Source organism: Burkholderia sp. Nafp2/4-1b (assembly GCF_003635165.1).
Classification (GTDB): Bacteria; Pseudomonadota; Gammaproteobacteria; order Burkholderiales; family Burkholderiaceae; genus Burkholderia.
The window spans coordinates 548858-563153 of the sequence record NZ_ML058597.1 but is presented as its reverse complement, the minus strand read 5'-3'; the positions used below and the strand labels follow the sequence as shown (position 1 = coordinate 563153).

The 14296-nt window shown below is 67.8% G+C and carries 8 protein-coding genes and 1 pseudogene; 5 read left to right on the top strand and 4 right to left on the bottom strand.

Annotation, left to right across the window (positions count from 1 at the left end):
• Positions 1-10: 10 nt before the first annotated feature.
• A pseudogene (gene pbpC / locus C7H84_RS02655) lies at positions 11-2268 on the top strand (penicillin-binding protein 1C).
• A gap of 17 nt (positions 2269-2285) precedes the next feature.
• Here the strand turns inward: pbpC and C7H84_RS02650 are convergent.
• On the bottom strand, positions 2286-2906 hold the full coding sequence (locus C7H84_RS02650; RefSeq protein ID WP_121857280.1) for a LemA family protein: 621 nt from the start codon (positions 2904-2906) through the stop codon (positions 2286-2288).
• 70 nt (positions 2907-2976) lie between these two features.
• The gene (locus C7H84_RS02645; protein ID WP_121857279.1) at positions 2977-4542 is read right to left on the bottom strand and encodes a TPM domain-containing protein; all 1566 of its coding nucleotides are present in this window, start codon (positions 4540-4542) and stop codon (positions 2977-2979) included.
• Between the two features lie 118 nt (positions 4543-4660).
• Between C7H84_RS02645 and C7H84_RS02640 the strand changes: the two genes are divergently transcribed.
• The gene (locus C7H84_RS02640) at positions 4661-5353 is read left to right on the top strand and encodes a hypothetical protein (protein WP_121857278.1); all 693 of its coding nucleotides are present in this window, start codon (positions 4661-4663) and stop codon (positions 5351-5353) included.
• A 134-nt stretch (positions 5354-5487) separates the two neighbouring features.
• Here C7H84_RS02640 and C7H84_RS02630 read toward each other — a convergent pair whose 3' ends face one another.
• On the bottom strand, positions 5488-6735 hold the full coding sequence (locus C7H84_RS02630; RefSeq protein WP_121857277.1) for a multidrug effflux MFS transporter: 1248 nt from the start codon (positions 6733-6735) through the stop codon (positions 5488-5490).
• A 351-nt stretch (positions 6736-7086) separates the two neighbouring features.
• Between C7H84_RS02630 and C7H84_RS02625 the strand changes: the two genes are divergently transcribed.
• On the top strand, positions 7087-7626 hold the full coding sequence (locus C7H84_RS02625; protein WP_121857276.1) for a hypothetical protein: 540 nt from the start codon (positions 7087-7089) through the stop codon (positions 7624-7626).
• A gap of 121 nt (positions 7627-7747) precedes the next feature.
• Here the strand turns inward: C7H84_RS02625 and C7H84_RS02620 are convergent, their stop codons facing one another.
• Positions 7748-8644, bottom strand: a complete 897-nt coding sequence (locus C7H84_RS02620) for a glutamate/aspartate ABC transporter substrate-binding protein (protein WP_121857275.1) — start codon at positions 8642-8644, stop codon at positions 7748-7750.
• Between the two features lie 426 nt (positions 8645-9070).
• On the opposite strand from C7H84_RS02620, the gene C7H84_RS02615 reads away from it, so the two are divergent.
• A complete protein-coding gene (locus C7H84_RS02615; protein WP_121857274.1) occupies positions 9071-10723 on the top strand; it encodes a S8 family peptidase in 1653 nt (550 codons plus the stop codon).
• A 740-nt stretch (positions 10724-11463) separates the two neighbouring features.
• Positions 11464-14244: a magnesium-translocating P-type ATPase gene (mgtA, locus tag C7H84_RS02605; protein ID WP_121857272.1), complete on the top strand. Its 2781-nt coding sequence runs from the start codon at positions 11464-11466 to the stop codon at positions 14242-14244.
• Positions 14245-14296: the final 52 nt, after the last annotated feature.

Below are 14296 nucleotides of genomic sequence, written 5' to 3'. Positions count from 1 at the left end.
CGGGTACGTGATGATCGATCGGGTATTGCCGCGGCCGGCGCGCTTCGCCGGCCGCCTCTTCGTCGCCGTCGTGCTGGCAGCACCGCTCGTCGCGCATGCGCTGCCCGGCTACGACGACGTACGCCGCAACTGGCGCAGCTCCGACTGGGTGCTGCTCGCGCGCGACGGCACGCCGCTGCAGCGCACGCGCGTGGACCTCACCGAACGGCGCGGCGACTGGGTGTCGCTCGCCGACGTGTCGCCCGCGTTTCGCGAAGCGATCGTCGTGTCCGAGGACAAGCGTTTCTATGAACACAGCGGCGTCGACTGGCGCGGGATCGCCGGCGCGGCGTGGGGCAATCTGTGGAACGAGCGCACGCGCGGCGCGTCGACCGTGACGATGCAGCTCGCCGGGCTGCTCAGCGATTCGCCGCGCCGCTCCGGCCAGCGCTCGCTGCCGCAGAAGGCCACGCAGGCGATGAACGCGCTGCTGCTCGAACGCCGCTGGCGCAAGGACCAGATCCTCGAGGCCTATCTGAACCTCGTGCCGTTCCGCGGCGAGACGGTCGGGCTCGCCGCGCTGTCGCAGGTGCTGTTCGGCAAGGCGCCGTCCGGCCTCGATGCACGCGAGGCCGCGATCGCCGCCGCGCTGGTGCGCTGGTGCGCGCGCCCAACGCCGCGCCCGCGAAGATCGCCGAGCGTGCGTGCCGGATCCTGCGCGACATGCAGGCGCCGCAAGCGTGCGCGTCGCTCGACGGCTACGTGCAGCTCGTGATCGCGCGCCCGGCCAACGCCGTGCGTAACGACATCACGGCGGACGGCGCGGCCCTCGCTCCGCACTTCGCACGCCGCATCGCGGCCGAGGTCAGGCCGGCGGCCGGCGCGCAGGTGCGCACGACGCTCGATGCGCCGCTGCAGCGTTTCGCGCGCGACGCGCTCACGCGCGCGCTGACCGAGCTCAACGCGCCCGCGCACCGGCGCAACGTGCAGGACGGCGCGGTCGTCGTGATCGACAACGCGACCGGCGAGATTCGCGCGTGGGTTGGTTCGTCGGGGGCGTTGTCGAGCGCGCGCGACGTCGACGCCGTGCTCGCGCCGCGCCAGGCCGGCTCGACGCTCAAGCCGTTCCTCTATGCGCAGGCGATCGACGAGAAACGGCTGACGGCCGCATCGCTGCTCGACGACGCGCCGATCAACCTCGCGGCCGGCGGCGGCCTCTATATTCCGCAGAACTACGACAAGGATTTCAAGGGCTGGGTGAGCGTGCGCAGCGCGCTCGGCGGCTCGCTGAACGTGCCGGCCGTGCGCACGCTCGTGCTCGTCACGCCGCACCGCTTCGCGCGCACGCTCACCGCGCTCGGCTTGCCGCTCGCGCAGGAAGGCGACTACTACGGCTTCAGCCTCGCGCTCGGCAGCGCGGACGTCACGCTGCTGTCGCTGACCAATGCGTATCGCGCGCTCGCGAACGGCGGTGTGGCACGCAAGGTCGTCGATCTGCCTGCAGCGACGCCCGCTTCCAGCGCGTCGGCGCCGCGACGCGCGGACGACGGCACGCGCGTGTTCAGCGAAGCGGCCAGCTTCGTCGTCACCGACATCATGTCCGACAACAATGCGCGCGTGCGCACGTTCGGCTTCGACAACCCGCTCGCGACGCGCTTCTTCTCGGCGGTGAAGACGGGCACGAGCAAGGACATGCGCGACAACTGGACGGTCGGCTTCACGTCGCGCTATACGGTCGGCGTGTGGGTCGGTAACGCGGACGGTTCGCCGATGTGGGACGTGTCGGGGGTCACGGGCGCGTCGCCGGTGTGGTCGGCGGTCGTCGGCTACCTGCATCGCGACGTGCCGAGCCGCGCGCCGCGTCCGCCGGCCGGCGTCGAAACGCGCCGCATCACGTTCGAGCGCGACGTCGAGCCGTCACGCAGCGAATGGTTCATCGCGGGCACCGCGCTCGACACGATCCGGCTCGCGGCGCCCGTCACGCCGGGCAAGGACGGCGCGCGCGCGCCGCTGACGATCGGCGCGCCGACCGACGGCACGATCTTCGCGATCGATCCGGACATTCCGCCGAAGAATCAGCGGATCTGGTTCGAGCGATCGTCCGGGCACGCCGCGCGGTTCGCGTGGCGGCTCGACGACAAGGTGATCGGGCACGCCGATCGCATCGCGTGGATGCCGTGGCCGGGCCGGCACAGGCTGGAGCTCGTCGACGCGCGCGGCAACGTCGCGGATGCGATCGGGTTCGAGGTGCGCGGTGCGTTCGCGAAGCCGGCGGCGGGCAAGCCCTGAACGCCTGCGCCGGCCGCTTACTGGCCGGCTGCGTTCGCCTTCGGCGGCTGGGCGGAGAAGTCGATGACGGGCGCGGTGGAGATCGACGCCTCGTTCGCGACGCTGAAGTTCGGGCGCGGCTGGTAGCCGAAGACGCGTGCGATCACGACGCCGGGGAACTGGCGAATCTGCACGTTGTACTGCTGCACTGTCTTGATGTAGCGGCCGCGCGCGACCGCGATGCGGTTTTCGGTGCCTTCGAGCTGCGTCTGCAGATCGCGGAACGCGTCGTTCGCCTTCAGCTCCGGATAGCGTTCCGATACGACCATCAACCTGCTCAGCGCACCCGACAATTCGCCTTGCCGCTGATCGAACGCCGCCAACGCGGCCGGATCCTTCGCCATCTCCGGCGTCATCTGCACGCTGCCCACGCGCGCGCGGGCCGACGCGACCTCGGTCAGCACGCGCTCCTCGTGCGACGCATAGCCCTTCACCACCGCGGCGAGGTTCGGCACCAGATCGGCGCGACGCTGATACTGGTTCAGCACTTCGGACCATGCCGCGTTGACGTCCTCATCGGACGACTGGATCGCGTTGTAGCCGCAACCGGCAAGCGGTGCGAGTACGCAGCAGACGAGCAGGATTCGAAACCATTTCATTGTGTGTGACTTCCGGTTGGACGCTCCGCTCGGAGCGGCAGCTTGAAAAGAAACGTCGCGCACGCGACGGCTACCAGCGACCCGATGCGCCTCCGCCGCCGCTCGAGCCGCCGTCGCCGCTGAACGAGTCGGACGAACTGGAACTCGAGCTCGAGCTCGATGAATCCGAGTCCGACGACGACCATTTGAAGGACGACGACGGCGAGGAGGATGACGACGAGCTTCCGCCCGTCAGTTTGTTGATGATCGCGAGGATCGCCGTCACCGCGATAAACATCGTCACCAGGACTTCGCCGGGCGAATATCCCATCAGATGCCCGATCCAGATCAGTGCCAGCAACGTCCCCCCGATGATTACCGTGTACTTGCGAACACGTCCGGAACGAATAATGCCGATGCCGAGCAGCCACGCACCGACACCCACGCTCGTCGGGACGATCGCCAGCGCCCCCAGGATCGCTTCGGCATCCCCTTTGAAGATCGCGCGGACAGGCAGCATCGCAACCGGCACGATCGTCGCGACCACGAAGCTCACCGGCAACGTCACCTGCCAGCGCAGCTTGCGCCATTCGGTGACGACACCGAGCACGACGCCGGCCAGCGCGAGCAGCAACCAGAACAGGAAGCTTCCCGCGTCGGCCGGCGCTTCCTCCGGCAAGCCGTTCGACTGCCGCTTCGTGTCGCGGGACGTCCCCCGCTGCGCGTCCTCATCCGGCATCGCGCTATCCGACGCCCCCATTTCCTGCGGCGTCATCTCGCGCACCAGCGCATCCACCGCATCGCTCACGCCGGCTTCGATACGCTGCTCGCGAAACGCCGGCACGATCCGCTCGCGGATGATCCGCCCCGCGACGATATCCGGAATCGCGCCTTCGAGGCCGTATCCGACCTCGATCCGCACCATGCGATCGTTGAGTGCGGCAACGAGCAGCAGACCGTTGTCGATCTTGCTCCGGCCGAGACGCCACTTTTCGAACACCGTGGTCGCGAATTGCTCGATGGTCGACTGGCCGGTCGAGCCGACCAGCAGGATCGCCATCTGGACGCCGAGCCGGCGCTCGAGATCGGCAAGGCGCTCGGTCAGTTCGGACGCGCAGGCAGCGCTCAGGACGCCCGTCAGGTCGGTCACGCGGCCTTTCAGCGGCGGCGCCGTTTCGGGTTTGTCGGCAACCGGATAGGGGGCCGCGGCAGCGATGTTCGTGCAGACAGACGGCGCACCGGCTGCCAACGGAACCACGCGCGTGCCGGCGTCGACTTCGGGCGACGCAGCCAATGCCGTACCGCCAAGGATCGTTGCGCCGGCCAACAGCACGGCAGCCAGCGCCGCGCTGCCGACGCCGCCGATACCTGCGTTGCTGCGCCTGCGTTCGGCCTGCGGTGGTGTGCGGGTCGTGCATGCCTTCGATGCCGGATCGCCCTCGCAATCCGGCGGGCCTGGCCGGCCCGTCAGTCGTTTCAGGTTCATGTCGGAAACGTCGCGCCCGTTCCGTCGAACGGAGCGTTCTCTCGTCGTTTTTTTGATCGTCCCGAAGCATAACCAATTGCGAAGGGAACCGAAAGGTTCGGGCGCGGCCCGTCGCGCCGGCGTGGCGTGCCGCTGGCGCAAGCAAACGAGGCTGAACGGGTCGCCAGCCATGCTCCCCGCGCTCCGCCAGGAAAACGGCCAAGCACCGCGGCGATTCGGGACCTAGAATATGAGCGGCGCCACGCCTGCGGCGCACGGCGGTTGTCCCCATTTCCGATTGCCCGCGATCATGAACCTTCGCCATCCGCGCCTTATCCGCCCCGCGCTGCGCGCACTCTGCGTCGCCGCTCTTGCGTCGCTTGCCGGCTGCAACGGCGACGCCTGTTTCGGCGTCGATGTGTGCTTCAGCAACAACAACACGCAAGCCGTCGCGCTGTCCGGCACGGCCGCCACGGTCAGCGCGCTCGCGAGCGCATCGGTCACGGTAAGTTGCGCGCAGGGCTCGGCAACCACGCTGACCGACGGCGGCGGCAACTACCGGGTGTCGGTCAACGCGGCGCTGCCCTGCGTGATCACCGTCGCATCAGGCGGTACGAGTCTGCATTCGCTCGCATACGCGGGCGGCACCTTCAACACGACGCCCGAGACCGAGCTGATGCTCGTCTATCTGGCCGCGCAGCTCGGCACGAATACGGCCGGGCTGATCGGCAATTTCCAGGGCAATGCGCATTTCCAGCAGGTGATGAACAGCCCGGGCACGATACAGGCCGCGCAATCGGCGGTCGTGACGAACTTGCAGCAGCGCTATTCGGTGACGCTGTCGACGCCCGCGTTCCTCACCACGCCGTTCGTCGTCGGCCAACCGGGCGTGGACGGCGATCTCGACGCGCTCGCAAAGGCCGGCGCGATCGGTTCAAACGGGACGCCGGATCCGGCCGCGGTTTCGCTGCTGACGCAGGCGGGCGCGGCGCACCCGCTCTGAGCAGCGCCTGTCGCCCCGGCCCAAACCGGACATTGGGCGCCCGCGCCCGCGCCACCGCCACCGCCACCGCCACCGCCACTGCCGCTGCCGGCACCGGTCCCGGTATCGGCCGGCAGCACCCACCATGTCTGGCGTTACGCCGCCTCCCCGCTCCCGCAAGCGACGCTCGCGGCCTGCTGCTGCGTCAGGTAGCGCAGCAGCTTCGTCACCATCCATACGACGATGAACGACAACGCGACGAAGAACACCGCGAGCGGCGTCAGCACGTGAATCGACACGAAGCCGGCCAGGCCCATCATCGCGGACGACACGAGCAGCAGCGCGCACCCGAGGATCGCGCTCGTCAGCCCCGCGATATGCGGAAACAGCGAATTGCCCTTGGCCATCAGCGTCGGATACATCGCACCCGCGCAGAAGCCCATCACCAGCACCGGCGTCGCGAGGGTCCACACGCGCAACCCGACGGTCAGCGCCAGCACCAGCATCACGACCGCCGCGCCCGCCATCACGCGCGCGCCGATGCGCAGCCGCTGTTCGGCGCTCGGCAGCCCGCGCCCGTGAATCCGGTTCGACAGCCCGCCGAGGAAATACATCAGGCCGATCCCGAGCGCGAGATAGCCGAAGAAGGTCGGCGGCTTGTGCAGCGTGGTCTGCACCATGAACGGCCCGACGATGTTGAACACCAGCAGGATGCTGTAGCACAGCCCCTGCGCGAGGAAGCAGCTCTGGAACACCGGGCTCGCGAGCACCTTGCCGGCGTTCGCCATCAGCGTGCGCGGCTCCAGATGGACCGGTTTCGGCAAGGTCTCGCGGTAGTGCCACAGCAGCGCCCACATCACCAGCGAATAGACGAGCAGGAACACGAGGCACGCGCGCCAGCCGAACCATTCCTGGAGGTGTGCGCCGATCACCGGCGCGATGATCGGCGCAAGCCCCCATGCGATCGACATATAGGTAAACGCATGCAGCAGCGCCTGCCCCGAGAACGAGTCGGTGATGATCGCCTTCGCGAGCAGGTTCGTCGTCGCGATCCCGAAGCCCTGCAGGCAGCGCGCCAGCACGAACGTCTCGAGATTCGGCGCGCCCAGCGAAAGCAGGCAGCCGATCGTGTAGATGACGAGCCCGAACCCGAGCACGCGCTTGCGCCCGTACGCATCGGCGACCGGGCCGAAAATCAGCTGGCCGAGCGCATAGGCGGCCATGTAGCCGGACACGCTCGACTGGATCGCCTGCGGCGTGGTCGCGAACGAACGCGCCATGTCGGGCAGCGCGGGCACGTAGATGTCGATCGCGAGCTGGCCGGCGGACGCGAACAGGCAGATCAGGAACAACAGGAAGCGCGGCGAGTTCGATTCGCGCGCGGGAGTGAGCGAGGCGTTCATGACAACCGGGAGGATTCGGACGGCGGCGGCGCGCGCCAGCGTGTTCGAATGACGAACAGCGGTGCGCGGCGAAGCGCATATTGTGCCTGTTGTTGCGCGACACGACGGGAAGTCCCTGGCACGGACGAGGTTGAATCCTGCTTGCCGCCCGTTCCGCCACGCGCTGGACAGCCCGTTCGCCGGCGTTCGCGAGCCGGCCCGTGAAACCCGCACAGCCCCGGCCCGGGGGCCCGCCGCGGTTTTAATCCTGCTTTAAGCCGGCGCTCGCATAGTCGCGGGTGGCTCCGTCCGTGAGCCGCACGATTCGTTCAATGTTGATTCGATCAGTCTTCGTTTGATGGAGATACGAATATGCGATTCCGTTCGTATATGGCGGCGGGCGCGCTGGCGCTGACGCCCATGCTCGCCCTGGCCGGGCAGGCCGACGCCGCCCCGGCCGCACAACCGATGTTCGTCAACGTCAACGGGCATGCCGTGCCCGTCAAAGCCGAAACCCGTGTCGTCCAGACGGCCCTCGGCCCGATGAAGGTCAGCACGTGGAGCTGGCACAGCCCGCAGGGCGGCGCGAGCTTCGAGATGCAGACGTCGTCGTCGGGCGGCATGCCGCCGGCTGCCGCGCTGCGGCAGATGCAGGCCGCGCAGTATCGGATGCAGGCGGCCCAGGCGCAGATGGTCGCGATGCAGCAGCAGATGATGGCGCTGCAGCACGTCGCGCTCGCCAACGCGTTCGCGATGCCGATGCCCCAACCGGTCGGCTTCGCGATGCCGCTGTGGGCGATGCCAGAACCGGTCGTCGTGGTCGTGCCGGCGCAACCGTCCACGCGCTCGATGGCACCGGCGCCGGCGGCGCCGGCCCGGCCGGCCGCCCGCGGGCCGGAAATCAAGGCCTGAAATCAGGGCTCACGTACGGCTGCGTCGCACGCGCGACCGGGCCGCAAACGGAAACCGCCGGCATCTGCCGGCGGTTTTTCGTTGGCAACGCAGCATCGTCCCGTCGCAGCGATCAGTACGATCAGTACTGCGCCTGGTCCGTCGGATTCCTGAACAGCTGCTTCATCTCCGGCGACAACGGATAGTTGAGGCTCACGCCCTTCGGCGGAATCGGCTGCATGAACCACTGGTCGTACAGCTTCTCGGCCGCGCCCGAGGTCTGCAGCTTTGCGATCACGCCGTCGACCACGTGCTTGAACGCCGGATCGTCCTTGCGCATCATGCACGCGTAGTTTTCGTGGACGAGCGGCGTGCCGGCGACCGTGTACGCGCCCGGGTTGCGGTCCTTCGCGATCTCGCCGTACAGCAGCGGCTCGTCCATCACGAACGCCACGGCGCGCCCGGTCGTGACGTTCATGAACGCCTCTGCATGATCCTTCGCGCTGATGATCGTCATGTTCATCGCCTTCTCTTCATTGAGCTTGCGCAGCAGGCGCTCGTCCGACGTGCCGGCCGTCGTCGCAACCGTCTTGCCGGCGAGGTCCGAGAAGTCCTTCACGCCCGAATCCTTGCGCGTACTGAAGCGGATCCCGTAGAGAAAGATGCTGTTCGAGAACGCGGCCTGCTTCTGCCGCTCGAGCGTGTTGGTCGTCGACCCGCATTCGAAATCGATCGTGCCGTTCTGCAGCAGCGGAATCCGGTTCTGCGACGTGATCGGGATTTCCTTCACCGTCAGGTTCGGCGCCTTCAGCTCGGTCTTCAGCTGGTCGATGATGCGCGCCGCGATGTCGCGCGAGTAGCCGATGTTCTTCTGCTGGTTGTCCGAATACGAGAACGGCACCGACGATTCGCGGATACCCAGCGACACGATGCCCGTGTCCTTGATCTTCTTCAGCGTGCCGGTAAGGGCCTGCGCATGCGCGGTGCCCGCCAGCACGCAGGTCAGCGCGACGGCCAGCAAACGGAAGCGGCGATCCATGCTTTTCTCCTGACGAAACGTTGATCGATTCGCGATCGTACGCCGGACAAAATTCGCATCGCATCGGGGAAAGCGTAGGCAACGTTCGCGCCGGGGTCGTGCACGGCAGCCGGTTTTCCGTGGTGCGCAAACGCGTGCACGTCACGCGCCGCGCCCGGACCGCCGGCTTCAATCGCATCCGACCGCCCGCGCTACCCGCTCCATTCCCGCAATCGCGCTGCATCGCAGCAGCGTAATCGTTTGCGCCCGCGCGCCTTTTTCTCCCAAACCGCACTCAAGAAGCGCCCGTAGCAGCCGTTACCCAGTGCATGGCGCGTCGCAGCAACCCTGCGACGAGCGCCGGACAAAAACGACAAGGTCCGGTGTTCCTGCGGACCCCAGGCACACCGCCAGCACGACGGTTATCTACGAGGATCGCGTCTCACCATGAGAGCCAAACGTTTCGATTTCACGCTGGCCCGCTCCCCTCATGCGCGCATGCTCGCCGGCGTGCTATCGGCCGCCGCCCTGCTGCCGATCGCCGGCTGCGGCGGCGGTGGCGGTGACGGCAGCAATCCGTCTTCGTCCAATGCCGCGCCGGCCCCCGCGCCGTCGCCTTCCCCGAGCCCGACCACGCCGCCCTCGACCGGCGGCAACAACGCGTGCGCGACACAGCAGGCTGCCGCGCAGATGGCCGCGCAGACGTCCGCGTCCGCCGAGCCGCCGGTCGATCACCTGATCGTCAGGCTGAAGACGGTGACGGCCGCGCGCGCGATGGCGGCCCTCCCCGCCGGCACGCGGCTCGACGCGGTGATCCAGCGCTCGATGACGCGCTGGTCGGCGCCGACGACGTCCGGCGCCGCACGCGCCTATGCCGCGGCGAATGCGTCGCAGGCACCGCTGAACGTGCAGGTCGAACGGACGCTATCGGACGGCGCGGCCGTGCTGTCGATCGGCCAGCGCATCGCATCCGGCGACGCGGCCGCGCTCGCGCAGGCATTCGCAGCCGACACCGACGTCGACTATGCGGAACCGGATCACCCGATGCAGATCCGCGATACGCCGAGCGACCCCGCTTACAGCCAGCAGTGGTATCTGTCCGACGCGAGCGTCGGCATCAACACGCCCCCCGCGTGGACGCGGACCAAGGGTTCGCCGACCGTCGTCACGGCCGTGCTCGATACCGGCTACCGGCCGCACCCCGACCTGGTCGGCAACCTGCTGCCCGGCTACAACTTCATCTCGAACGTCAACACCAGCAACAACGGCCAGGCGCGCGGCACCGATGCGACCGATCCGGGCGACTGGGTCACGCAGCAGGAAATCGACAATTCCAGCGGCCCGTTCTATCACTGCGCGAGCGAACCCAGCGACAGCAGTTGGCACGGCACGCGCGTGATGGGCGTGATCGGTGCGACCGCCAACAACGGCGTCGGCGTCGCCGGCGTGTCGTGGCTCGGCCGGATCCTGCCGGTGCGGGTGCTCGGCAAGTGCGGCGGCACGACGAGCGACATCGCCGACGCGATGCGCTGGGCGGCCGGCATTCCGGTCATCGGCGTGCCGACGAACCCGAATCCGGCGAAGGTCATCAACCTGAGCCTGGGCGGCGTCGGCGCATGCAGCGCGACGTTCCAGCAGGCGATCGACGACGTGAACGCGAAGGGCGTGACGGTCGTGGTCGCGGCCGGCAACGACGGCCTCGCGACCGCGCTCGACCAACCCGCGAACTGCCGCGGCGTGATCAGCGTCGGCGCGACCGACGCGACCGGCCGCCGCGCTTCGTTCAGCAACTTCGGCACCGACGTTGCGCTGAGCGCGCCGGGCGTCAGCATCCTGTCGACAGCCAACAGCGGCACGACAACGCCGGGTTCGGACACGTACGGCACCGCGAGCGGCACGAGCCTCGCGACACCGCAGGTGGCGGGCATCGTCGGCCTGATGTTGTCGATCAACGGCAACCTCACGCCCGCGCAGATCCAGCAGAAGCTGCAAGCCAACGCGCGTGCGGCGATGCTGCCGGCCAGCACGTCGTGCACCGCGCTGCCGGCAGGCTCCGGTATCGCCGATGCAGGCGCGGCCGTCACGGCGGCGACGCAGTAACCGGCGCGTCGACTCGACACGACCGCGCGCATGCCGGCCTGGCCTGCGCGCGGTTTTTCATTCGCGGCGCCGGCCGTGTTGCGCCAGGTGTTGCTCCAGGCGTCGCGCTAACACTTCGCAAGAATTGCCCGAAAAAATGGGCGGAGAAAAGGGTTGACGCTTCGCACGACGACCTATTACCATCGCCCCCGTCTGATTACATGGAGTGTTCTGTGAACACCGATGCGAGTTGTAGTTGGTCCTCGACCAACTTGACTGCTGCCTGAGGAAACCGCGCAGAGCCTCGTCTTCTGCCGCATCCCGGGAAGCAGGATGCGGCGCCCTTCCGGCCTGACTGGCCAGAATCCCCGCCGAATTTTTTCGATATCGCCGAATGCCCGCGCTGCGCAACGTGCGTTGCCGCGCGCGTGCGTTCGCGCTGCGCGCGGCGCAAGCTGCGTGCGTGTTCCGTTCGCGTGCCGTCCGGCCGCGCGCCATCGTGCGTGCGCGCTGCCGATTGCCCGTGTCGCCTACCCGCAACCGACAGGAGTGCAGATGAACTCGGACGACAGTAGTCGATTACCGCTCGCCGGTGCGACCTTGCGCATCGATTCTCCGACCGCATTCCGCGCGCCGGCGAGCGTTCCCCCTTTCACCGATCCACAGCCGATCGCGCCTGACGCGACGCGGCGGGGAGCGCTCGTGCGTCGATAACGTCACGGTCGCTCCCCGCCCGCCGCCTCGTGCGCAAGGAGCGATACATGACACAACGCAATACTTCGCAAAAGAAACAGCGCGGCTTCATCAACACCGGCCCCGGTCGTCAAGACGAACCGCGCATCATGCGCGCCGCGCTGGAAGCGGCCCGCCCGCTCGAAGAAACCTTCAAGTCGCTGCGCACCAGCACGCGCGGCCTCACCTACGACCAGGCCGCCGACCGCCTGCAGCGCAACGGCCCGAACGAAATCGCGCACGACAAGCCGCCGCACTGGACGCGCCAGCTGTTGCACGCGTTTCACAATCCGTTCGTCTACGTGTTGCTGGTGCTGGCCGCGATCAGCTTCTGCACCGACGTCTACTTCGCGGCGCCAGACGACCGCGACTACGTCGGCATGACGATCCTGCTGACGATGGTCACCATCAGCGCGCTGCTGCGCTTCGTGCAGGAGTTCCGCTCGCTGCGCGCAGCCGAAAAGCTCAAGGCGATGGTCCGCACGACGACGACCGTGCAGCGCGCGGTCACCGATGTATCCGAGCCCGCGCGCCGCGAAGTGCCGATGCGCGAGGTGGTGGTCGGCGACATCGTGCACCTGTCGGCCGGCGACATGATTCCGGCCGACGTGCGCCTGCTCGCATCACGCGACCTGTTCATCAGCCAGGCGGTGCTGACCGGCGAAGCGCTGCCGGTCGAGAAGTACGACACGCTCGGCGCGGTCGCCGGCAAGTCGGCCAACGGCAGCATGGCGGGCACGCCGGGCACGCCCGGCGCGGCGAACGATGCATCGACGTCGCTGCTCGATCTCGAGAACGTGTGCTTCATGGGCACCAACGTGGTGAGCGGCACCGCGACGGCCGTGGTCGTCGCGACCGGCGAGGACACCTATTTCGGTTCGCTCGCGCGCAACGTCGTGAGCCACAAGCGCATCGAGACGAGCTTTGACCGCGGCGTCGCGAGCGTGAGCTGGCTGCTGATCAAGTTCATGTTCGTGATGGTGCCGATCGTGTTCATGATCAACGGACTGACCAAGGGCGACTGGCTGAGCGCGCTCACGTTCGCGCTCGCGGTGGCCGTGGGCCTCACGCCCGAGATGCTGCCGATGATCGTCAGCGCGAACCTCGCGCGCGGCGCGATCGCGATGGCGCGCCGCAAGGTCGTCGTGAAGCGGCTGAATTCCGTGCAGAACTTCGGCGCGATGGACGTGCTGTGCACCGACAAGACCGGCACGCTCACGCAGGACAAGATCATCCTCGAGCACCATCTCGACCTGTCCGGCCACAAGAACGAGGACATCCTGCGTCTCGGCTGGCTGAACAGCTTCCATCAGAGCGGCCAGAAGAACCTGATCGACATCGCCGTCGTCGCGCGCGCCGACGAGATCGGCGACCGCGTGAAGCCGCACGGCTACAAGAAGATCGACGAGTTGCCGTTCGACTTCGTGCGACGCCGCCTGTCGGTCGTCGTCGAGGACACGCACGGCACGCACATGCTCGTCTGCAAGGGTGCGGTCGAGGAAATGCTTGCGGTGTCGACCCATGTGCAGGACGAAGACGGCGTGCGCCCGCTCGACTTCGTCGCGCGCAAGCGGCTGCTCGAACAGGCGAATGCATACAACGAGGACGGTTTCCGCGTGCTGGTGCTCGCCACGCGCATGATCCCGCGCGGCGACGAACGCGAACAGTACCGCACCGCCGACGAGCGCGATCTCGTCGTGCGCGGCTTCCTGACCTTCCTCGACCCGCCGAAGGAATCGGCCGCGCCGGCGCTCGCGGCGCTGCGCGAGAACGGTGTGTCGGTGAAGGTGCTGACGGGCGACAACCCGACCGTCACGATGAAGGTGTGCCGCCAGGTCGGGCTGGAGCCCGGCAAGCCGATGCTCGGCGCAGAGATCGAGGCGCTCGACGACGCGACGCTCGCGCAGGTCGTCGAACGCACCACCGTGTTCGCGAAGCTCACGCCGCTGCAGAAGGCGCGCATCGTGAAGGCATTGCAGGCGAACGGCCACACGGTCGGCTTCCTCGGCGACGGCATCAACGACGCGCCCGCGCTGCGCGACGCCGACGTCGGCATCTCGGTCGACAGCGGCGCCGACATCGCGAAGGAAACCGCCGACATCATCCTGCTCGAAAAGAGCCTGATGGTGCTCGAGGAAGGCGTGATCAAGGGTCGCGAGACGTTCGGCAACATCCTCAAGTACCTGAACATGACGGCCAGCTCGAACTTCGGCAACGTGTTGTCGGTGCTCGTCGCCAGCGCGTTCCTGCCGTGGGAGCCGATGCTCGCGACCCAGCTGCTCGTGCTGAACCTGATCTACGACACGTCGCAGATGCTGCTGCCGTGGGACAAGATGGATCCGGAGTTCCTGAAGAAGCCGCGCAAGTGGGAAGCCGGCAACATCGGCCGCTTCATGCTGTGGGTCGGGCCGACGTCGTCGGTGTTCGACATCACGACATACGTGCTGATGTGGACCGTGTTCGGCGCCGGTGCGATGTATCACCTGCACGGCGGCTCGGGCGGCCAGATCGTGATGAACTCGGGCTGGTTCATCGAGAGCCTCGTATCGCAGACGCTCGTCGTGCACCTGCTGCGCACGCAGAAGATCCCGTTCCTGCAGAGCACGGCCGCGCTGCCGGTGCTGCTGTCGACGTTCACCGCGATCGCGATCGGCTGCTGGCTGCCGTTCTCGCCGTTCGCCGATTCGCTCGGCTTCATGCACCTGCCGGGTACCTACTGGCTGTGGCTCGCGGCGACGATGGTCGGCTACATCCTGCTCGCGCAGATCGTGAAGACGATCTACGTGCGTCGCTACAAGCAGTGGTTCTGAGTTCCTTCGAACGGCGGCGTGCCGGCCCGCACGGGCCGGACCTGTCGACACT

Bases quoted from the DNA above. Each gene is read 5' to 3' on its own strand.
- C7H84_RS02650 (WP_121857280.1), bottom strand. From the start codon at position 2,906: ATGAAATGGTTTCGAATCCTGCTCGTCTGCTGCGTACTCGCACCGCTT.
- C7H84_RS02645 (WP_121857279.1), bottom strand. From the start codon at position 4,542: ATGGCTGGCGACCCGTTCAGCCTCGTTTGCTTGCGCCAGCGGCACGCC.
- C7H84_RS02640 (WP_121857278.1), top strand. From the start codon at position 4,661: ATGAACCTTCGCCATCCGCGCCTTATCCGCCCCGCGCTGCGCGCACTC.
- C7H84_RS02630 (WP_121857277.1), bottom strand. From the start codon at position 6,735: ATGAACGCCTCGCTCACTCCCGCGCGCGAATCGAACTCGCCGCGCTTC.
- C7H84_RS02625 (WP_121857276.1), top strand. From the start codon at position 7,087: ATGCGATTCCGTTCGTATATGGCGGCGGGCGCGCTGGCGCTGACGCCC.
- C7H84_RS02620 (WP_121857275.1), bottom strand. From the start codon at position 8,644: ATGGATCGCCGCTTCCGTTTGCTGGCCGTCGCGCTGACCTGCGTGCTG.
- C7H84_RS02615 (WP_121857274.1), top strand. From the start codon at position 9,071: ATGAGAGCCAAACGTTTCGATTTCACGCTGGCCCGCTCCCCTCATGCG.
- mgtA (WP_121857272.1), top strand. From the start codon at position 11,464: ATGACACAACGCAATACTTCGCAAAAGAAACAGCGCGGCTTCATCAAC.